This is a genomic window from Pantoea sp. X-Soil-ISGK-259 (genome assembly GCF_059730705.1).
This window is the reverse complement of the sequence record NZ_AP035986.1, coordinates 2,616,316-2,637,765: the sequence shown is the minus strand read 5'-3', so window position 1 is coordinate 2,637,765 and position 21,450 is coordinate 2,616,316. Positions and strand designations below refer to the sequence as shown.

At 56.6% G+C, this 21,450-nt stretch carries 12 protein-coding genes; 5 read left to right on the top strand and 7 right to left on the bottom strand.

Translation table 11 applies throughout. The features are described from left to right. Positions 1 to 31 precede the first annotated feature (31 nt). Genes mdtC through AC6I77_RS12480 form a run of 3 tightly spaced genes read right to left on the bottom strand, consistent with a single transcriptional unit; the run spans position 32 to position 7,460 of the window. Entirely contained in the window at positions 32 to 3,103 is a 3,072-nt protein-coding gene (gene mdtC / locus AC6I77_RS12490; protein WP_004571271.1) for a multidrug efflux RND transporter permease subunit MdtC, read from the bottom strand. Further along, entirely contained in the window at positions 3,100 to 6,222 is a 3,123-nt protein-coding gene (locus AC6I77_RS12485; RefSeq protein ID WP_110411248.1) for an MdtB/MuxB family multidrug efflux RND transporter permease subunit, read from the bottom strand. The genes mdtC and AC6I77_RS12485 overlap by 4 nt, the downstream gene beginning before the upstream one ends. Continuing rightward, the gene (locus AC6I77_RS12480) at positions 6,222 to 7,460 is read right to left on the bottom strand and encodes an MdtA/MuxA family multidrug efflux RND transporter periplasmic adaptor subunit (RefSeq protein WP_312041224.1); all 1,239 of its coding nucleotides are present in this window, start codon (positions 7,458 to 7,460) and stop codon (positions 6,222 to 6,224) included. Before AC6I77_RS12480 ends, AC6I77_RS12485 begins: the two co-directional genes overlap by 1 nt. 240 nt (positions 7,461 to 7,700) lie before the next feature. Between AC6I77_RS12480 and AC6I77_RS12475 the strand changes: the two genes are divergently transcribed. Both AC6I77_RS12475 and AC6I77_RS12470 read left to right on the top strand, forming a co-directional pair. Continuing rightward, positions 7,701 to 8,660, top strand: a complete 960-nt coding sequence (locus AC6I77_RS12475) for an aldo/keto reductase (protein WP_004571274.1) — start codon at positions 7,701 to 7,703, stop codon at positions 8,658 to 8,660. 206 nt (positions 8,661 to 8,866) lie between these two features. Further along, positions 8,867 to 10,207 (top strand): carbohydrate porin, encoded by a 1,341-nt coding sequence (locus tag AC6I77_RS12470; RefSeq protein ID WP_004571275.1) that lies wholly within the window; start codon positions 8,867 to 8,869, stop codon positions 10,205 to 10,207. A gap of 372 nt (positions 10,208 to 10,579) precedes the next feature. Here AC6I77_RS12470 and yegD read toward each other — a convergent pair whose 3' ends face one another. The 3 genes from yegD to AC6I77_RS12455 all read right to left on the bottom strand — a co-directional run bounded on the left by yegD (position 10,580) and on the right by AC6I77_RS12455 (position 16,127). Next, positions 10,580 to 11,932, bottom strand: coding sequence for a molecular chaperone (yegD, locus tag AC6I77_RS12465; protein WP_008926093.1), 1,353 nt, complete (start codon positions 11,930 to 11,932; stop codon positions 10,580 to 10,582). A gap of 75 nt (positions 11,933 to 12,007) precedes the next feature. Then, positions 12,008 to 15,349, bottom strand: a complete 3,342-nt coding sequence (locus tag AC6I77_RS12460) for a diguanylate cyclase (RefSeq protein WP_039659793.1) — start codon at positions 15,347 to 15,349, stop codon at positions 12,008 to 12,010. 163 nt (positions 15,350 to 15,512) lie between these two features. Next, positions 15,513 to 16,127, bottom strand: a complete 615-nt coding sequence (locus tag AC6I77_RS12455) for a phosphatase PAP2 family protein (RefSeq protein ID WP_004571278.1) — start codon at positions 16,125 to 16,127, stop codon at positions 15,513 to 15,515. A gap of 283 nt (positions 16,128 to 16,410) precedes the next feature. Between AC6I77_RS12455 and udk the strand changes: the two genes are divergently transcribed. The 3 genes from udk to asmA all read left to right on the top strand — a co-directional run bounded on the left by udk (position 16,411) and on the right by asmA (position 19,553). Next, positions 16,411 to 17,052 (top strand): uridine kinase, encoded by a 642-nt coding sequence (gene udk / locus AC6I77_RS12450; RefSeq protein WP_004571279.1) that lies wholly within the window; start codon positions 16,411 to 16,413, stop codon positions 17,050 to 17,052. A gap of 83 nt (positions 17,053 to 17,135) precedes the next feature. Then, a complete protein-coding gene (dcd, locus tag AC6I77_RS12445; RefSeq protein WP_004571280.1) occupies positions 17,136 to 17,717 on the top strand; it encodes a dCTP deaminase in 582 nt (193 codons plus the stop codon). A 12-nt stretch (positions 17,718 to 17,729) separates the two neighbouring features. After that, positions 17,730 to 19,553 (top strand): outer membrane assembly protein AsmA, encoded by a 1,824-nt coding sequence (gene asmA / locus AC6I77_RS12440; RefSeq protein ID WP_154926628.1) that lies wholly within the window; start codon positions 17,730 to 17,732, stop codon positions 19,551 to 19,553. Positions 19,554 to 19,583: 30 nt separating this feature from the next. Here asmA and AC6I77_RS12435 read toward each other — a convergent pair whose 3' ends face one another. Next, positions 19,584 to 21,155, bottom strand: a complete 1,572-nt coding sequence (locus AC6I77_RS12435) for a TerC family protein (RefSeq protein WP_110411252.1) — start codon at positions 21,153 to 21,155, stop codon at positions 19,584 to 19,586. Positions 21,156 to 21,450: the final 295 nt, after the last annotated feature.

The following is a 21,450-nucleotide window of genomic DNA, read 5'->3' as shown; positions in this document are numbered from 1 at the left end:
CGCGCCGTGCCTGCCGACACACTCATTACGGCTATTGCGCGGCGGCGGTCAGCGGACGCTTTTTGCGCCGCAATTTATCCATCATCAGATAGACCACCGGCGTGGTGTAGAGTGTCAGCAGCTGGCTCATCACCAGCCCGCCTGCAATGGTAATTCCCAGCGGTTGACGTAGTTCGGCACCGTCGCCGCTGCTCAGCACCAGTGGCAGCGCGCCAAACAATGCCGCCAGTGTGGTCATCATAATTGGCCGGAAGCGCAGCAGGCACGCCTGGAAAATCGCCTCTCGCGCACTCAGCTGGCCGTTACGCTCGGCCTCCAGCGCAAAATCGACCATCATGATGGCGTTCTTTTTCACGATGCCAATCAGCAGCAGAATACCGATCAGCGCAATCAGGCTAAAGGGCGTATCGAACAGTTCCAGCGCCAGCAACGCCCCGACACCCGCCGAGGGCAGGGTAGAGAGAATCGTCAGCGGATGCACATAGCTTTCGTAGAGGATGCCCAGCACGATATAGACCGCCGCAATGGCTGCCAGCATCAGCCAGAGCTGGCTGCTTTGCGACTGCTGAAACACCTGCGCCGTACCGGCAAAACTGCCGCGCACGCTGGAGGGCACACCAATCGCGGTCATGGTCCGTTCAATTGCTTCCGATGCCTGTGACAGCGACACACCCTCTGGCAGGTTAAAAGAGATCGTCGAAGCGGCTGACAGCCCTTCATGGTTCACCGACAGCGGCGCATTCGCTGGCTGCCAGTGGGCGAACCACGACAGCGGGATGGCTTTACCGTCGCTATTTATCACAAACATCTGTGAAAGGGCGCTGATATCCTGGGTGTAGCGCGGATCGACCTCCATCACCACTTTGTACTGATTAAGCGGCTGATAGATAGTGGAAATCTGACGCTGACCAAAAGCGTTATTCAGCAGGGCATTGGCCTGAGAGACATCAATGCCAAGCCGGGCCATGCTTTCACGATCGTAGGTCAGCGCCATTTCGCTGCCTTTATCCTGCTGATCGGAGTTCACGTCCGCCAGCTGCGGCAGGGCGGAGAACGCCTCGCGGATTTTCGGCTCCCACGTCCGCAGTGCGCCGAGATCGTCCGACAGCAATGAATATTGATAAGCAGCATTCGATTCCCGCCCCCCTGCGCGCAGGTCCTGCACCGCATTCAGATAGAGATTGGCCCCCGGCTCTTTCGCCAGCTTAGTGCGCAGCCGGGCGATTATTTCAAGGGCACTCTCTTTACGCTCCGACAGCGGCTTCAGCGAGATAAACATCGAGCCGCTGTTGGTCCGCATCCCACCGGTAAAGCCCACCACGCTGTCCACCGCCGGATCGGCCCCGACAATCTCCATAAAATCCTGCAGCTTGCTGCGCATCGCCTGAAAGGAAATGCTCTGGTCGGCAGAGATAAAGCCGGAGAGTCGCCCGGTATCCTGTTCCGGCATAAAGGTTTTCGGGATATGAACGAATAGCCAGCCTGTCAGGGCGATGGTGGCGAAAAACAGCAGCAGCACCCAGCGTGCATGGTTCAGCACCACGTTAAGCGACCGACCGTAGCCTTGCTGAATCGCCATCAGTAGCCGGCCCACCCCGCGCTGACGTGGCTGGCTGCGCGGCGCGTGCGGCTTCAGCAGATAAGCGCACATCACCGGCGTCAGCGTGACCGAGATAAACAGCGAGATAAGAATCGACACCGACAGCGTAATGGAAAACTCAGAGAAGAAGCGGCCAATCAGCCCGCCAATCATCAGGAGCGGCAGGAACACCGCAATCAGCGACAGGCTCATCGACAGCACGGTAAAGCCGACTTCCCGCACCCCTTTTAGCGCGGCAGCCAGCGGCTTCATGCCGGCTTCCACGTGACGGGCAATGTTCTCCAGCACCACAATCGCATCGTCCACCACAAAACCGGTAGCAATGGTCAGCGCCATCAGTGACAGATTATTCAGGCTGAAGCCGCACAGGTACATCGCGGCAAACGTGCCGATTAGCGAAACCGGCACGGCAACGGCCGGGATCAGCGTGGCGCGGCCCGAGCGCAGGAAAACAAACACCACCAGAATCACCAGCGCCACGGCGATAATCAGCGACTGCTCCACTTCATGCAGCGAGGCGCGAATAGTGGGCGAGCGATCCTGCGCAATCTCGAGATCGATGGCAGCAGGGATCACCTCATGCAGCAGCGGCATTTCAGCGCGAATCCGATCGACCGTATCAATGACGTTCGCTTCAGGCGTTTTGCGGATCAGCAGCAGAACCGCAGGTTTACCGCGTGACATCCCGGCGTTGCGCACGTCCTGAACCGAGTCCTCTACCGTCGCCACATCCGACAGCCTGACCGCCGCGCCGTTGTTGTAATGCACCACCAGCGGCTGATACTCCCGGGCAGTCTGCAGCGCGTCATTGGTTCGCAGTTGCCAGCGCTGCTGACCGTCATCCAGTGCGCCCTGCGGTCGTCGCTGATTGGCATTGGAGATAGCGGTGCGCACCGCATCCAGCGATACGCCCTGGTTAAACAGTGCCTGGGGATTCAGCGCCACGCGCACCGCAGGCAGCGAACTGCCGCCCACGGTGACATCGCCCACGCCTTCAATCTGTGACAGCTTCTGCGCCAGCTGGGTGGAGGCGTAGTCATAAAGCTGACCCGGATTGTAGGTATCTGAGGTCAGCGTCATGATCATGATCGGCGCATCAGAAGGGTTAACTTTCCGGTAGGTGGGACGCGACGGCATGCCGGTGGGCAGCAGGCTTTGCGCGGCGTTAATGGCGGCCTGCACGTCGCGCGCCGCGCCGTTAATGTCGCGATCAAAATCAAACACCAGAATGATGCGGGTGCTGCCCAGCGAACTGGTGGAGGTCATTTCACTGACCCCCGCGATGCGTCCCAGCGAGCGTTCCAGCGGTGTCGCCACCGACGATGCCATGATTTCCGGTGAGGCGCCCGGCAGCGAGGCCGAGATGACGATGACTGGAAAATCGACCTGCGGCAGCGGTGCCACCGGCAGCAGACGGAAGCCCAGCATCCCGGCCAGGGCGATGGCCAGTGTCAGCAGGGTCGTGGCGACGGGCCGATGGATGAAGAGGGCAAAAAACTTCACTCTGCGGCCTCCGTACGGCCAAAGCGTCGGCGGGTAGCATGCGCCAGGCGGTCAAACAGCAGATAGATCACCGGTGTGGTGAACAGCGTCAGTACCTGACTCAGAATCAGGCCACCGACCATGGCGATTCCCAGCGGATGACGCAATTCGGCACCGACGCCGGTGCTGAGCATCAGCGGCAGCGCACCGAGAAGGGCTGCCAGTGTGGTCATCAGAATCGGACGGAAGCGCAACAGACAGGCCTGATAGATGGCATCTACCGGCTTCATGCCCTGTTCACGTTCGGCTGCCAGCGCAAAGTCGATCATCATGATGGCGTTCTTTTTCACGATGCCGATCAACAGGATGATGCCGATAATTGCCACGATATCCAGCTCATTGCCGCTGAGCATCAGCGCCAGCAGCGCGCCGACACCGGCAGTGGGCAGTGTTGAGAGAATCGTAATCGGGTGAATAAAGCTTTCATAGAGCACGCCCAGCACGATGTACATCGCCACGATGGCTGCCACAATCAGCCAGACGGTGCTGCTCAGCGCCGCCTCAAACGCCAGCGTACTGCCCTGGAACTGGGTCATCAGCTCCGCGGGCATGCCCAGCTGCGCTTCCGCCTGCGACACCGCCTTCACCGCATCTTCCAGCGAATAGCCATCAGCCACGTTGAAGGAGAAGGTCGCCGACGGGAACTGGTCCAGATGGTTAATGCTGAGCGGCGTGTGACGCTGTTCAATACGGGCGATGGCGCTCAGCGGAACGCTGCCGCCATCACTGCTGTTAAGGCGAATTGCCTCCAGGCTCTCCAGCCCCGGTGTGGCGTTATTATCCTGCTCCAGCACCACACGATACTGATTTGCCTGGGTATAGATGGTGGAGATGAGTCGCTGCCCAAACGCGTTGTACAGCGCGTTATCGACATCGGCCATGCTGATACCGAGGCGGCTGGCGCTGTCGCGGTCAACGTTGACATAAGCTTCCAGCCCCTGGTCCTGCCAGTCACTGCTGACGTCACGCAGCTGTGGCAGGGTACTGAGCCGGGTCAGCAGAGCCGGCACCCAGGTGCTGAGCGACGACAGGGAGCCGGACTGCAGCGTGAACTGGTACGGCGTGCGGCTCGCCTGGGTATCGATGGTGAGATCCTGCACCGCCTGCAGCCAGAGCTGCACGCCCGGCAGCTGACTGACCTGTTGTTGCAGGCGTTGCTGAATAGCCGGAATGCGGTCGTCGCGTTGATCCAGAGGTTTAAGGTTAATCTGCAGTCGCGCGCTGTTCAGTGAGGCATTGGTGCCATCGACGCCGACGAACGAGGTCATGCTCTCAACCGCCGGATCTTTCATGATGATGGAGGCAACGTCGCGGGTGCGCTCTGCCATGCTGGCGTAGGAGACCGACTGCGGTGCCTGCAGCGTACCCTGAATAATGCTGTTGTCCTGCTGCGGGAAAAAGCCTTTCGGGATCACCATCCACAGCAGCACCGTCAGCACAAGGGTGCCAAGCGCGACCGACAATGTCAGCCAGGGGTGATTCAGCACCCGTTTCAGGCCACGGCCATAGGCGGCCACGATACGATCAAACATCGCCTCGCTGGCCCGTGAAAAGCGGTTCTGTTTACGCAGCGACTCTGCGCTCAGCATCCGGGCGCACATCATCGGCGTCAGGGTGAGTGACACTACTGCGGAAATCAGAATCGCTACGGCCAGCGTCACGGCAAATTCGCGGAACAGACGGCCAATTACGTCGCCCATAAACAGCAGTGGAATCAGTACCGCAATCAGCGAAAAGGTCAGGGAGATAATGGTAAAGCCGATCTCACCGGCACCTTTCAGCGCGGCGGTAAGCGGCTTTTCCCCTTTTTCGATATAGCGCGAGATGTTCTCAATCACCACAATGGCATCATCGACCACAAAACCCGTGGCAATGGTCAGCGCCATCAGCGTCAGGTTATTAATGGAAAAACCGAGAAAGTACATCGCCGCAAAGGTGCCGATCAGCGACAGCGGCACCGCCACCGCCGGGATCAGCGTGGCGGGCACGTTACGCAGGAACAGATAGATAATCATCACCACCAGCGCCATCGCCAGTATCAGCTCAAACTGCGTGTCGTTCACCGACGCGCGAATATTGGTGGTGCGGTCGGTGAGCAGTTTCACCTCTACCGATTTGGGCAGCGTTTCGGTCAGGGCGGGCAACATGGCACGGATATTATCTGCAGTGGCGATAATATTAGCGCCAGGCTGACGCTGAACATTAAGCACAATCGCCGCATCGCGATTGGCCCAGGCGCCAAGCCAGCTGTTTTCTGCTCCCTGTTCAATGGTCGCCACGTCACCAAGACGCACCGGCGCGCCATTTTTGTAGCTGATAATCAGCTGGCGATAATCTTCCGCGGATTTCATCTGGTCATTGGCTGACAGGGTAATAGAACGCGTCGGACCATCCAGGCTGCCTTTGGCGGAGTTAACGTTGGCATTGCTGATGGCGGTTCGCACCGTTTCACTGGTCAGACCCAGCGCCGCCAGCGCCTGCGCATTCATTTTTACCCGCACTGCCGGGCGCTGACCGCCTGACAGTGTGACCAGGCCGACACCGCTGACCTGCGAAATTTTCTGCGCGACCCGCGTTTCCACCATGTCCTGCACCTGCGTCAGCGGCATGCTGCGCGTCGTGACGGCCAGCGTCATGATGGGCGGATCGGCAGGGTTTACTTTGCTGTAGACCGGTGGATTGGGCAGGTCGTTGGGCAACAGATTAGTGGCGGAGTTAATGGCCGCCTGCACCTCCTGCTCGGCCACATCCAGCGGCAGCGTCAGCTGAAACTGCAGTGTTACCACCGAGGCACCGCCGGAGCTTTGCGATGCCATCTGTTTCAGCCCCGACATCTGACCAAACTGACGCTCTAGTGGGGCGGTAATGGAGGAGGTGACCACATCCGGGCTGGCACCAGGATAAAGCGTAACCACCTGGATGGTCGGATAATCGACTTCCGGCAGTGCCGAGACCGGCAGGAACCGGTAGCCCAGCACTCCGGCCAGCAAAATCGCAATCATCAACAGCGTGGTGGCGACCGGACGCAGAATAAACTGGCGTGACGGCCCGCCACTGTGATCGGGAGGCATGACCTGCATTACTCACGCTCTCCTTTTGACGGCAGGGCGGCGCGGGTGGCGCGCGGTGCGTTGCTCTGCGGCGCGACCACCTCGACTTTCGCGCCTTCGGTCAGACGATCCAGACCATCGGTCACGACCCGTTCACCGGCTTCCAGACCGGCGCTGACCACCACTTTCTGGCTATCCTGCAGGCCGGCAATCACGCTTTTCTTGCTCACCTTGTTGTCACTGTTGACCACCCAGACAAAGTGGCCTTCGTTGCCCATCTGTAATGCGGCAGGCGGAATCACAACGGCATTCTGCAAGGTGTTGACCTTGAGCCGAACATTGACGAACTGATTAGGGAAGAGGGCGTCGTCCTGATTATCAAACCGCGCTTTGATTTTTATGGTGCCGGTCGTCACATCAATCTGGTTATCGAGGCTCAGCAGTTTGCCGCTGGCGATTAAATTCTCATTACTGCGATCCCAGGCCTCCACCAGCAGCGGCTGGCCGCTTTTCTGTGCCTTGAGAATGGAACTGATGCTGTTCTCCGCCAGGGTAAAGACCACATCAATCGGGTGCGTCTGGGTGATCACGACGATACCGGTGGTGTCGCCACTGGTGACGTAGTTGCCGACATCCACCTGTTTCAGGCCGACACGGCCGGCAATCGGTGCAGTGATTTTGCTGTAGGTCAGATTGAGCTGCGCACTGGCGACGCTTCCCTCATCCGCTTTCAGGGTGCCCAGCGTTTCATTCACCAGTGAGCGCTGGGTATCCAGCTCCTGCTGCGATACCAGCGACGTTTTTGCCAGCTTCTCGAAGCGCGCCAGGTCGCGACGGGCATTGGCCAGCGTCGCCTGATCTTTCGCCAGCTGGCCCTGAGCCTGGGTTAACGCCACCTGGTAAGGACGTGGGTCGACTTCTGCCAGCAGATCGCCCGCGTTGACCTGCTGGCCTTCGGTAAAGTGGATCGCCAGCAGATCGCCATTGACCCGGCTGCGCACCGTGGCCGTGTTAGCCGCCGTGACGGTACCCAATCCGCTAAGGTATTGCGGCACGCTCTGGCTGGTAGCCGTCGCTGCCTGAACAGGGGCGAGTGGCCGACGAGCGCCGTCACCGCTGCCCTTGCCACCTCGAGGCCCGGGCGAGTCCGTCTGGCTGCTGCTCTGTGGCTGGGCAGTGCGCTGCCAGGCATAGTAGCCGCCAGCGGCCACAGCAATCAGGGCCAGTGCGATCAGTGTTTTCTTCATAACAGGGTGTCGGGTGCTCATGATTGTTGATGCTCTCCAGCAGTGACGTAGTCCCAGGCGCAGGCATCAAATGGGTAGCCTGCAAACGACAGAGTGTAGTCGCCTCTGACAGGCAAAATTTGAAGGAAATAAGGATATCTGTCAGGGCCGGGTAATTATGCCTGTTATTACATTAATCGCAGCACAATCGTCATAAAGGCGTGAAAACACTTTGCTATGCTGAGAAACAGGCAGTTTGTCAGGCAAATTAAGGAGCAGATAATGAGTCAGAATCAAACCCGGCAGTTGGGTGACAGTGGGATTACGGTGCCGTTACTGACGTTTGGCGGCAATGTGTTTGGCTGGACGGTGGATCAACCCACCTCGTTTTCTCTGCTGGATGGGCTGGTTGAACGAGGGCTGTGGTTCATCGATACCGCCGATGTCTACTCCCGCTGGGCGCCAGGCAATAAAGGCGGTGAATCCGAAACCATTATTGGAGAGTGGCTGAAAAAAAGCGGAAAACGTGACCAGATCGTGCTGGCAACCAAAGTTGGCATGGAAATGTCGCCTGAGAAGACCGGGCTGAAGCCGCAATATATCCGTCAGGCAGTCGAAGATTCACTTCGCCGCTTACAGACTGACTATATCGATCTCTATCAGGCACACCGCGACGATCAGGATACGCCGCTGACGGAAACGCTGAGCACCTTTGACAGCCTGATCCGTGAAGGTAAAGTGCGCGCCATTGGTGCCTCCAATTACAGCGCAGCGCGTCTGCAGGAGGCGTTGAAGGTGAGTGAATCGCAAGGGCTGGCGCGTTATGAAACGCTGCAACCGCAATATAACCTGTTTGACCGCCAGCCTTATGAGTCGGAACTGGAGCCCGTTGTCATGGCGCAGGGTTTAGGCGTGATCAACTACTACTCGCTTGCCAGCGGTTTTCTCAGTGGCAAATATCGTGATGCAGCAGATGCCGGTAAAAGCGCACGCGGGCAGGGCGTGGTGGAGAAATACCTTAACCCGCGCGGTCTGCGGATCCTGGATGCGCTGGATGCCATCAGTGAAGCCCATCAGGCGACGCCAGCTCAGGTGGCACTGGCATGGCTGATTGCCCGTCCTGGCATCACCGCCCCGATCGTCAGTGCGACGTCGATTAAACAACTCGACGATCTGGCTGGTGCGATGCAACTGACGCTGACCCCCGCGCAGATCGCGCAACTGAACCAGGCGAGCCGTTAACTTCAGGGGCGCCAGCGCCCCTTTTTACGGTATGCCTGTGCAGGAAGTAAGCCCGCCCAAAGAATAATCAATCAGAGATCCCGATCACACTTGCATTAATAAACGGATGTTACGGGAAATTATGCGCACGTATTTATAAAAAACAGCGTTTACCCAGCACTATCCTCTGCGCGTCACTTCCCGTAACTCACATAAGAATAAACAAGATGAAAAACAGAAAAGCACCCACCTTTTCCGCTGCCAGTATGGCAACGGGCACCCTGATCCTGGCCATTTTTTCTTCACAAGCCATGGCTGCTGACGCGCTGAGTCCGGACTCCGAATGGATGTTTGGTGACTGGGGCGGCTACCGAACGCAATTGCAGGATGACGGCATCAAGTTTGACGTCAACTACACCATGGAGAGCGCCGCAAATTTAGGGGGTGGCGCAAATACCAACACCACCATGCGTTACAGCGACCAGTGGACGTTCGGCACCAATTTCGACCTGCAAAAGCTGCTGGACTGGCAGGATGCCGAATTTCAGATGACCGTGACGAATCGTAACGGTCAGAATGTTTCTGAGCAGGTCGCGGATCAACGCACCGGGATGCTCTCCTCCGTGCAGGAGGTGTATGGTCGCGGCCAGACCTGGCGTCTGACACAGTTCTGGTTACGCAAAGGATTGTTTAACGATGTGGTCGATCTGAAAGCCGGACGCGTGACGGTGGGTGAAGACTTCGATAATTTCGATGGCAACCTGTTCCAGAACCTGGCACTGGGCAGCGGACAGGCAGGTAACTGGCGCGGCGACCGCTGGTTCAACTGGCCGGTATCGCAGTGGGGCGGTCGGATTAAGTTCAATATCACCCCGGAGGTCTTCTTCCAGGTTGGTTTCTACAATCAGAACCGAGCTAACTATGATCGCGGAGATGGCTTCCGTCTGGATACCAGCAATTCCGAGGGCAATCTGGTGCCGGTGGAACTGGGCTGGAAACCGACGTTCGGGCCGGAGAAATTACCGGGTAACTACCGCATCGGTTATTACTATTCGTCGGTGGATGGCGATGTTTATGGCAGCTGGCGCAATGGCGGCTATCAGGATCAGGCGCATGCCTATGGCGGCTATCTGCTGTTACAGCAACAGCTGACCGCGCAGGATGGCGACGTGAATCGTGGTCTGGGCGTGCGGGTTCAGGCGGTGATGAACGATCACAAGACCTCGAAGACGGATAACTACCAGTCTATCGCGTTTACCTGGACAGGACCGTTTGATGCCCGTCCTCAGGATGAGATCGGCGTGGGCGCGTCGCGTATTCATGTGAACAGCGACTACACCCGCGCTCTGCGTCAGCAGAATCAGGCGAATGGCGAGAGCCGCTTTGACAGCCCGACTTATCTGCCGATTCAGGAAGGTTCAGAGTACAACTATGAGGTTTATTACAACGCCAAAGTGACGAACTGGATGTCACTGCGACCAAACCTGCAGTATGTGGTGGCGCCAGGCGCGGTAAGCGAAGTGAAGGATGCGTTTATCGGCGGTATCAGCGCCAATATTGCCTTCTGATTTACAGCCCAAAAGGGCTCAGATGTATCAGGCAGACTGCTCCCAAACGTAAAGCGATGGGAGCGTGCTCATCGTTGTCTGCAAACAAAAACGATAAGCAGTTGCCGTTTGAGATTGATGACGAAGTTTGGCTCGGTTAGCTGTGAGATCGAGCCAGTGCAGTAAACACGGTCAGATCGGAAAGTCGCTTACACCAATCCCTGGCACGCTCGGCCCGCGCCGTCCATGGCGCGGGACGCTTTCCTCCTCTGACCGTGTTCCCTGCTTGTTGAGTTATTCCGTCGCTGCCAGTTGCACCCTGATTTGAATTTGTCAGCAGTCTGAAAGGGCACTTAAAGGTGCCATTTTTTTACATAGCAGGGCTGCCAAAGATCAACGGAACATCACTTCTGCCCAGCGGGCCAGCCCTGCGGTGACGGAGGCGAAATCATCGCCGCCCGCAATCGGCGTATCCGGCAGCGTCTGCTGCAGTGCCGCGCGCAGTAACGGTGAACGCGCACTGCCGCCGGTCAGGTAGATGACATCCGGTTTAATCTGGCTGGTGGCTAAGGCCAGCTGCACCTGCTCCAGAATTTTCTCCAGCGGCTGACTGATGGCGTCCTGCAGCTGCTCCACACCAATTTCTGTCTCTAATGCCGCGGCAATAAAGTCGAGAGAGGCGGTATGTGCCGGATTAGCTGACAGCGCAATCTTGCTCTCTTCCGCTGCCCGCACCAGGCGATAACTCAGCTTCTGCTGCCAGACTTTCAGCAGTCGAGCCACCACATCACCCTGTTCAGCATCCCGCACTAAATCCCGCAGCCACTTTCCGCAGGCCGGACTGTAGAAGTCGCTCTGTGCCGGCACATCATTTATCGCGATGGCGTTCCACCACGGCAGGGCTGGCAAGGCGGTGCCTTTCTGGGTATTACCACCCAGGCCAAGTAGCGGCATCAGGGTCTTAAACGTCAGCATGATATCCAGGTCGTTACCGCCAACGCGGCAACCGCTATGGCCCAACAGGCTTTCGCGGCGGTCGGCCTTATCACGCCACTTTGGCCCCATCAGCAACATCGAGCAGTCGGTGGTTCCGCCGCCGATATCCACAACCAGCACGGTTGTTTCCTGTTTGAGTGTGGCTTCGAAATCGAGTCCGGCTGCCACCGGTTCAAACTGAAACTCCACGTCGCGGAAACCGGCACGGTGTGCTGCGCGAAGCAGAATGCCTTCAGCCTGCTGGTTAGACTCTTCACTGCCCAATCCCTGGAAGTTGACCGGACGCCCGATCACCGCCTGATCGATAGCGTGATCAAGCTGGCTTTCGCCCTTTTGGCGGATGTGCAGCATCATGGCGCAGACCAGATCTTCAAACAGAGCAATCTGCTGCGGCTTCAGGCCAGTGGCACCGAGAAAGGATTTGGGGGATTTAACGAACCAGACATCTTCGGGATCGACCATATAGTGCTGCAGCGCGGTAAGGCCAAACTGCACACTGTTGGGCTGAACCTCAATATCTTCTTCGCGGTTATAACGCAGGGCGCGCTGCAACAACGCGGTGGTTTCGCTATCAGGTGTTGCCACCTGATGATGGCGATAGAGCCATTCGCTGATCGACTCGCGGGTAGGCGCACAGATCATCGACGGCAGCAGGCGCTGATCATTTTCCAGCGTTAACAGACGTGGCGTGCCATTTTCGCTGACTGCAATTGAGCAGTTAGCCGTACCGTAATCGAATCCTATGAACATTTTCGCCCCCATGCCGGAAAAAAGGGGGCGACTTTAGCGCAGCTTCATCAGTGTAGCAAGCAGGTCGCGCTGGAATTAACGGATAGCGAAGATTCGATCTTCGGCCAGTGCGCGTAATGGCTGCCGCTCGGCCACGGCACTGCCCCAGACGCCATCCACATCAAGGGTAGCCAGCGTGCTGAGCACAGCAGGGACCGAAACCGGACCGGCCAGCACCGCGATGTTACGCTGCGTTGCCTGGCCCTGAATAATGGTCAGCAGCATCTCATCCATCAGATTATTGTGAACGTTAGCAACCAGTTCAGGTGCCAGTACCAGGTAATCAACTACCTCGTTACTCAGCAGAGTAAACGCGTCCAGATTTCGGCCAAAATGTTGCAATACGATACGGCAGCCACACTGCCGCAGTTGCAGCAGTGCGGAATAGAGCTGATCGCCTTTGCTCAACACGCTGGCCGCAGGGAAAGCAAAACCACAGTGGCTTTCAGAGAGACCGGCCGCGACAAAGCGCTGACAGAGTTGCTCCACAAAGGCGGCATCACTGAGTATCCCGGCATCAAGCGGCAAAATCACCGGAATGCCTTTCTGATTGAGCTTTTCCACGTCGTGGCGGAAAAAAACCGCAAGAATATTGTTATCGAGACGACGTCGCAGCGTCTCATCGTGCAGGTTATTGCGCAGCAACGTCTCATCCAGCAGTAATCCATCTGCGGTTAACAACTGTACATCAAGCAGCCAGATAAAGGCGGCCTGCGGGGTTTTGGGTGGCGCAACAGGCCAGGCGGGCAGTTCAATCTGCAGCGCATCAATCATCGCGGCATCCATTCCCTGATGGTTACCCGGCAGCGGTAAGCTATGCTGCTCATAAATCATCAGTCGTCCACGCCCACTGCGTTTGGCGTTGTAACAGGCGATATCCGCCTGAGAAAGGACGTCGCTGCTCTGACAGTTTTCTGCTGAAATTTGTGTCACGCCCGCACTGGCGCCCACATGATAGAGGCGACCCAGCCACTGGAAGCGGTAATCGTTGACCGCAGCGACGATGCGCTGCACCACGTCATGTGCCTGACCCACATCGCAATCAGGCATCAGAAGCGCAAACTCATCGCCGCCCAGTCGGGCCAGGAAGTCGCTGCTGCGCAGATGGTGCTGCATCAGATCGGAGAGCTCGCGCAGCAATGCATCGCCTGCGGCATGCCCTGCGGTGTCATTGACCGCTTTAAACTTATCCAGGTCGATAAACACCAGCACATGCTGATGCTGATGTTCAGCGGCATCAAACAGCAGACGTTTAAGCTGAAGCTCAAAGCTGGCGCGGTTAGGCAGGCGGGTCAGGGTGTCGTGGAGGGCGCTGTAACTCAGGCGCTTCATCAGTTTACGTGATTCACTCACATCCTGAATAACCATGACGGCACCCTGTTCCACGCCCGCTTCTGAACGCAGTGGCGTGATGCTGTAATGAATATCGATGTGGCCGCCATCCGGGGTGTGGAGCACCAGATCTTCAGCCAGACTGGGGGTGATTTTTTCCGGTGGCAACTGGCACAACAGCAGATTCTCCACTTTCGGGCCGTTACGTCCCTGAGTTATGTGCAGCAGCTCACTGAGCGGCTGCCCGGCAGCCTGCTCCTGTGACAAGCCACTCATCTTCTCCGCCACCGGATTCATAAAGGCGACACGCATCTCTTTGTCCGTGCTGATAACCGCTTCACCGATTGAGTCCAGGGTTATCGCCATGCGCTCTTTCTCCTGAAACAGCGCTTCGTTCAGATTACGAAGCGGGGTGATGTCCTGGCAGATCCCCAGCATGCGCTCAATGCGGCCCTCTTTACTCAGTAAACGGTTTGCCTGGGTGCGCACCCAGCGCTGGCCCTCGGCATTAACCACGCGATACTCCATGTGAAAAGCACTGCGCAGCTCAATCGCCTGTTGCACCGTCAGCGCAGCATACTCCCGATCTGCAGTATGCAGCAGATGGATCCAGAGGTCATAGCTGGGCGACTCATGAGAGGCGAGACCAAACAGGGCATACATGCGCTTGTCCCATAACATTTCACCGGTCAGCAGGTTCCACTCCCACACGCCAATGCCACCGGCTTCGTTGGCCAGCGTGATGCGCTCCATCAGCCGGCGATTCACCTGCTCACTCTGCTTCAGCTCAGAGATATCAATAATTTGCGCGATAAAATAGAGCGGTTCCTGGCTGCCATCGCGCACCAGCGATACCGTGAGGCGTGCCCAGACAATCTCACCATCTTTACGAAAATAGCGCTTCTCAAACGTGTACGTATCAATCTCACCTTCCAGCAATCGGCTGGCATGTTGCAGATCAAGGCTCAGATCATCGGGATGCGTAATTTGCTGGAATGTCAGGCGTTTGAGCTCTTCGGCCGGATAGCCAAGGATATCGCACAGCGAGCGGTTAACCTGCAGCCATTTACCCTGAGGCGCCACCAGCGCCATACCGATTGCAGAGTATTCCATGGCGTGACGGAAGCGGGTTTCGCTGTCGGTGATGTGGAGTTTTTCACGCCGGAACGCATCCATCACCAGCGACATAATGTGGCTGGGGATCAACACCAGAAGGAAAGGTAACCAGCTGGAGACCGGGCCCAGCGCGCTGTTGTTGTTTACTACGCTGACCGCATCCAAAGCCAGCAGCATCGAGATAAAACTGGCGTTGATGAAGAACAGCACAAACGCCTGCAGCTTGGGCAGGCGCACCGCGCACCAGAACAGGATTACGACAATAAAGGTAAAGGGCCAGGGCAGAAAACGCAGCGACAGATAACTGGCACCCAGGGTCAGGAGCAGCGTCATCAACGTTTCTGGCAACTGCCTGCCCAGCTCGCTGAACTGGGCCCGTCGCAGCGGCCAGGGCAGCAGCAGCAGCATCGGGCCTAACACCAGCATGCCGATGATTTCTGAGATCACCCATGTATAAAAGAAGGGAAACGAAGCGTGGCCGCTGACCTGCAGCGTCCAGAGCGCCAGCAGGCCGCCCAGAACCGGTGTCACGATACCCACCGATAACACCATCCGGGCCCAGTCATGCAGAGAGTTCAGTGGCGCGCGCCGATCCAGCAGCGCGCGCAGCAGCATGCCACCCACACTGGCCTGAATAAGGTTTAACAGCGCGAATTTAATGTTTGAAAAGGCAGGTCCGATGATGATGGCGTTGGCTGCGGCGGTGCCCAGCACACAGGCAGTCAGCAGCAGGGGTAGCTGTCGTGACGGACAGCGGAAAACCACCACAGTCATTAATGTCGTCGGGAACCAGAGCGGGGAGATTTTCCCGCTGACCACGATCAGTTCAAGACAGAACAGTGTCAGGACAAACACTATACAGCCAAGGAACAGCGCCGAAAGCCAGCAGTTTGGCGTGCTCTTTTGCGGGGACAGGATCTCTATCGTCATGCGGACTTCCGTCAGGGTGCAACACTCCGCTACGGCGAATCAGGCACCAGTCATTCTCTGACTGCATGCTAGCACATTCGGCAAAGAAAAAAGGGGTGAAATCAATATTGCCCGTTATTCGGTGAATTGACGGGCACAGAGAAATTGATGACCAGCGTATTGATTACTGGCGGAAAAGATCGGCGCGGGTATAGGGCTTCTCCAGCCCCGCGAGGCTGGCAGAGAAGCGTTCCAGAAACTGTTGCGTCGTGGCGACACGGCCATGACCCATTAATAGAAACGGCACTAACAGTGCAGCACCGATCTGTGGCCAGCTAAAGCCTTTGAGCGCGGTGCGGCGCTGAGAGATCAGAAACGCGGTACTCAACGTGAAGCCCAGCAGCAAACCGGTGGCAACCTCACTTTTCGAGTGAGCGTGGATGACCAGACGCGAGAACCCAACCATCAGAGGAATCAGGTAACCCACGCCAATCGCGGCAATGCGCCATTTTGCTGACCAGCGTCCGGAAATCAGCCACAGCATCACTGGCCACAGGGTAGCGGACATCGCGCTGTGACCGCTGAAGCCGGTAAAATTAAAACGGGCACTGCCGATGCCAAACCCGAGAAACAGAATCTTTGAGATGCTGACTGTCAGGCCAGCCAGGCCAAAGGCCACAATCCAGTAAAAGACCGTAAGGCGGTTATCACTTTTCCACGGCAAAATCAGCGCAATAATTACCGCTGTCGGAATCAACAGCATGCTGTCGCCAAAATAGGTCAAAGTCTTCCAGTGCATACCACTCCTGATGCATCATTCGGTCATCATGTCAGCGACACGCGTTCAGACAACCGCGCGCCGCACAGGCCATTTTTTTATAATATGGTGTGCTGCTAGTTTATCGGTGAAATGAGTGGCGTCCAAAGGAGAAAGTCTGAAAAGACGCCGGTGCCATTTTTCTGGCATCAAAAGGCCGAAATCCCTATACTTAGCGCGAACACACCCTCTCCATTTCGGCCCGTCCGCTGCCCGCGTAATGTGTGACCAGTGGCAGGCTCCAGTTATCAGGTCTTAAAAAAGTATGACTGACAAGTCTCATCAGTGCGTGATTGTAGGCATTGCCGGCGCTTCCGCATCCGGTAAAAGTTTAATTGCCAGCACGCTCTATCGTGAAATCCGTGATCAGGTAGGTGACGAGCATATCGGGGTTATCCCGGAAGATGCTTATTACAAAGATCAAAGTCACCTCACCATGGAAGAGAGGGTTAAAACCAATTATGACCATCCGAGTGCGATGGATCATGATTTGCTGTTGCAGCATCTGCAGGCGGTAAAAGCCGGGCAGGACATTGAGCTGCCGGTCTACAGCTACGTTGAGCACACCCGCACTCAGCAAACGCAGCACCTGAAAGCGAAAAAGGTCATTATTCTTGAAGGCATTCTGCTGTTAACCGATGCCCGTCTGCGCCAGGAACTTAACTTTTCTATTTTCGTGGATACGCCGCTTGATATCTGTCTGATGCGCCGTATGAAACGTGACGTCAATGAGCGCGGCCGCTCAATGGATTCGGTAATGAGTCAGTATCAGAAGACCGTGCGTCCGATGTTTCTGCAGTTTATCGAGCCATCAAAACAGTACGCCGATATCATTGTGCCGCGCGGCGGAAAAAACCGTATCGCCATTGATATCCTGAAGGCGAAAATCAACCAGTTTTTTGAATAACCCACGTCCATCCGGACGGGGTGCAGACCGGTGGCAGGCACGCTGTCACCGGTTCGCTACACTTATGCCATGGAGTTACCGCAATGAGATTATGCGATCGCGATATTGAAGCCTGGCTGGACAATGGCAAACTGGCCATTGAGCCACGCCCGCCTGTCGAGCGCATTAATGGGGCAACCGTCGATGTGCGCCTGGGGAATCAGTTCCGCACCTTCAGCGGCCATACCGCGGCCTTTATCGATCTGAGTGGCCCGAAACAGGAAGTAAGCGCGGCACTGGATCGGGTCATGAGCGATGAGATCGTGTTGCCTGATGGTGAAGCCTTTTTCCTCCATCCGGGTGAGCTGGCGCTGGCGGTAACGCTGGAGTCCGTGACGCTGCCTGACGACCTGGTCGGCTGGCTGGATGGCCGTTCATCGCTGGCGCGCCTCGGGCTGATGGTGCATGTGACAGCGCACCGCATTGATCCAGGCTGGCAGGGTCGTATCGTGCTGGAATTCTACAATTCAGGTAAACTGCCGCTGGCTCTGCGTCCGGGTATGTTAATCGGCGCGCTGAGTTTTGAACCGCTTTCAGGCCCGGCTGCGCGTCCTTATAACCGACGTGAAGATGCTAAATATCGGGGTCAGCAGGGCGCTGATGCCAGCCGTATCGATAAAGACTGATCTGAGGATGTAATGAAAAGAGTGATAACCACGCTGGCCATCCTGTTAGTGGTGGTCGTAACGGGATTGAGCGCGCTGGTGCTGCTGGTCAATCCCAACGACTTCCGTACCTATATGGTGCAACAGGTTGAACAACGCAGTGGTTATCGCCTTGAGGTCAGTAACGATTTGCGCTGGCACGTCTGGCCTCAGCTCAGCATCCTGGCTGGGCGGATGAGCCTCACCGCGCCGGGGGCGACTCAGCCGCTGGTCTCAGCGGAGAACATGCGTCTCGATGTTGATCTCTGGCCTCTTTTATCCCATCAGCTCAGCGTCAGTCAGGTGTTGCTGAAAAATGCGATAGTGCGGGTAACGCCCGACAGTAGCGCGCAGCCTGCCAGAAATGCCCCTCAGGGTCCGCGTGATGCGGAGCCTGCCTCGCCATCCACCGGCTGGTCATTTGATATCGCTAAACTGCGGGTAGCCGACAGTCTGCTGATCTGGCAACAGCCAGGCGGCGACGAATATAATTTCCGCGACCTCAACATTACGATGGATCAGGACGCGAACAAGCTGGCGACACTCTCTCTGAGCACGACGCTGATGCGCAACCAGCGCAACGCCGCGCTGAATCTCAAAGGCCAGCTGGATGCTGCGCAATATCCGCACCGTCTTACCGGCCAGCTGCAGCAGCTCGATTACACCTTATCGGGCGCCGACATTCCGTCTCAGGGGATTAAAGGGTCGTTAAGCCTGCAAGGCGAATGGAATGGTGACCGGCAGCAGTTCTCCTTTAGTGGTCTGCAGCTCACCGCAAATGACAGTACCCTGACCGGGCAGGGCAGTGGTCATGTGGTGCCGCCACAGCAGCTGGCGCTGGATCTGAAAGCCAGCAACCTGAATCTCGATAATTTACTCACCAGTGCGCCCGTTTCTGAAGCGCCTGGCGCGCAGCACGCCACCGTGGCCCGTTCGCCGGTGATTGCTGCGCCGCGTGAACGCACCAATGCGGACTCTCCTCTCAACGACATGGATCTGGCGCTAAAACTTCAGGCGAATAATGCGGTATGGCGCGGCCTCTCGCTGACTGATTTTACGTTAAATGCCCGCAATCAGCAGGGACTCATGACGCTGAACACCCTCAGCGGCAAGCTGGGTAATGGCAGCTTCTCGATTCCCGGCAGCATCGACATTCGTCATCCAGAGACACGGGTCAGCCTGAAACCGCAACTCCGGTTTATTCAAATCCAGCCGTTGCTGAAAGCGTTTGCACTACCGGAAAGTCTGCAGGGCAACCTGAGTCTTGACGGGGAGCTGTCCGGCGATACGCTGACAGTCGAGGCGGCAAAGCGCAGCTGGCAGGGCAGGGCGACGATCAGTGCCAGCAACCTGAAGCTGGCACAGCTTAATCTCCAGCAAATGGTGCAGCGTGCTGTGGCTCGGGTCAGCGATAAGGTCAGCAGCCAGGATGCCGTAGAAGAGGGTATTGAGTCGATCAGCGGGCAGGTGGCGCTGAATAAAGGTGTACTCAGCTTCAGTGATCTCAATGGTAACGGTCAGAATCTGGGATTACAGGGCGCGGGCAAAGTCGACATGGTGCAGCAACAGCTGGATGTGACGCTGGGACTGAAAATCAGCGGCTGGCGTGGCGATGATGCGCTGGTAAAGGCACTTTCCAGTCAGCCTATCCCACTGCGTATGTATGGCGGCTGGAACAGCCTGCAATATTCCCTGCCAGTGGATGATGTTCTTCGTAACCGTCTGCAGAGTGAGGCCAGGTCACGTCTGAATCAGTGGATTGATCGCCAGAAAGAGGGCGAGAACAAAGAGAATCTGAAGAAAATCATGCGTCCCTAGCGGGCGCATTCCCTGCGCCCCTGGCAGTGGCTATACCTCGTAATCTGCGTCAGGCTGCCGCAGGATTTCTACCTTCTGAATCCGATGATTTTCAACCTGCAGCGTTCGCAGCAGATAGTCACCCAGTTGCAACACTTCGCCTTCCTGAGGAATGTGTTGCAGCTTATCCATCAGTAAGCCTGCCAGCGTATGGTAGTCACGCTGTTCATCCAGCGGCAATTTCACATAGAGCGCCAGATCGTCCAGTGGCATATGGCCGTTGGCAATCCAGTGACCTTCACCCTGAATCTGTATATCGTAACGGGCGTCAATTTCACCTGCCTCATTCGGCAGATTGCCGGCGATGGTCTCCATCACATCGCTCAGCGTCACCACGCCTTCCATTGAACCGAACTCATCCACCACAAAGGCAAAATGTGTATGAGCCTGACGAAACTGTTCCAGCGCCTGCAGCAGGGTCAGTCGCTCAGGAAATACCAGCGGTTGTCGGATAAGGGCGCGTAAATCGAGTGAATTGTTGTGCAGCGACTGGTGCAGCAGATCGATAACATGCACCACACCCAGTGGTTCACTGGAGTGTTCGGTTATCAGAATGCGCGTGTGCTGATTGCGGTCAAGGCGCGACATGATCTCAGCCGGATCATCACTGAGATCAATATGGTCGACGTCGTGACGCGAGGTCATGATGCTGTTAACGTGACGCTGACCCATGCCCAGCACGCGGGCAATCATTGCGCGTTCCTGGCGGTTAAAGAGCATACTCTCATCGCTGTCAGCAATCAGTGATGAGGTTTTGGCATCCAGCTCCGCCGGTTCTGCTGCCCCGCGCAGCAGCCTTAATACCGCTTCAGCCGTGCGCTGGCGCAGTGGGCGACCAGCCGACAGCACGCGGCGGCGATTAAAGTGTGCCAGCTGGTTAAGCGCTTCGATGACAACTGAGAAGCCGATGGCCGCGTAGAGATACCCTTTAGGAATGACAAAGCCAAAGCCTTCCGCCACCAGGCTGAAACCGATCATCAGCAAAAAGCTTAAGCAGAGGATGACAATTGTCGGATGGTTGTTCACAAAGCGGGTTAACGGCTTGCTGGCGAGCAGCATCAGCAAAATGGCAATGGTGACAGCAACCATCATGACGGGCAGATCATTCACCATGCCCACGGCGGTAATGACCGCATCCAGTGAGAATATGGCATCCAGCACCACGATTTGCGCCACCACCGGCCAGAATTTAGCGCCGCCTTTTTGTTGACCGGACGCCTCATCGTGTCCTTCCAGACGCGCATTCAACTCTGTAGTGGCTTTAAATAGCAGGAAAATGCCGCCTGACAGCAGCAACAGATCGCGCGCACTAAAGGGGTGTCCGCCCAGCGTGATCCAGGGTTCTTTCAGGGTAACCAGCCAGGAAAGCGATGCCAGTAACAATAATCGGCATAATAACGCCAGCAGCAGTCCTATCACGCGTGCGCGGTCGCGAAGCGGTCCAGGCAGCTTCTCAACCAGGATGGCAATAAAGATAAGATTGTCGATGCCTAAAACCAGTTCCAGAACGATTAGCGTTACTAATCCCGCCCATAGCGAGGGATCTGCAATTACCTCCAGCATGTCATGTTCACCTGAATATTTTAAATTGAGTTTTCTCTGATGATAGTGGAGTGCAAAGCCACGTACAAATGGCAGGGCAGGGGAGCGATGACCCAATCAAGGCGATATATCGTGCAAAATATGAACATATGAGTGTGACGTTTTGATTAAATTCACAGAATGCAGCAGAGAGTATTCTGACTCCTTTTTAACCCTGGATGAGATATTCACCTGTCGGGCTTATGCGATTTATCTCATCACGAGTATGGCATTAATCCTAATTTTGAAGAAAGCATTGCACTGCCTGTCAGGCCTC

Excerpts from the sequence above, each read along its gene's own strand:
- AC6I77_RS12485 (WP_110411248.1), bottom strand. The coding sequence starts at position 6,222 with ATGCAGGTCATGCCTCCCGATCACAGTGGCGGGCCGTCACGCCAGTTT.
- AC6I77_RS12480 (WP_312041224.1), bottom strand. The coding sequence starts at position 7,460 with ATGAGCACCCGACACCCTGTTATGAAGAAAACACTGATCGCACTGGCC.
- AC6I77_RS12475 (WP_004571274.1), top strand. The coding sequence starts at position 7,701 with ATGAGTCAGAATCAAACCCGGCAGTTGGGTGACAGTGGGATTACGGTG.
- AC6I77_RS12470 (WP_004571275.1), top strand. The coding sequence starts at position 8,867 with ATGAAAAACAGAAAAGCACCCACCTTTTCCGCTGCCAGTATGGCAACG.
- yegD (WP_008926093.1), bottom strand. The coding sequence starts at position 11,932 with ATGTTCATAGGATTCGATTACGGTACGGCTAACTGCTCAATTGCAGTC.
- AC6I77_RS12460 (WP_039659793.1), bottom strand. The coding sequence starts at position 15,349 with ATGACGATAGAGATCCTGTCCCCGCAAAAGAGCACGCCAAACTGCTGG.
- AC6I77_RS12455 (WP_004571278.1), bottom strand. The coding sequence starts at position 16,127 with ATGCACTGGAAGACTTTGACCTATTTTGGCGACAGCATGCTGTTGATT.
- udk (WP_004571279.1), top strand. The coding sequence starts at position 16,411 with ATGACTGACAAGTCTCATCAGTGCGTGATTGTAGGCATTGCCGGCGCT.
- dcd (WP_004571280.1), top strand. The coding sequence starts at position 17,136 with ATGAGATTATGCGATCGCGATATTGAAGCCTGGCTGGACAATGGCAAA.
- asmA (WP_154926628.1), top strand. The coding sequence starts at position 17,730 with ATGAAAAGAGTGATAACCACGCTGGCCATCCTGTTAGTGGTGGTCGTA.
- AC6I77_RS12435 (WP_110411252.1), bottom strand. The coding sequence starts at position 21,155 with ATGCTGGAGGTAATTGCAGATCCCTCGCTATGGGCGGGATTAGTAACG.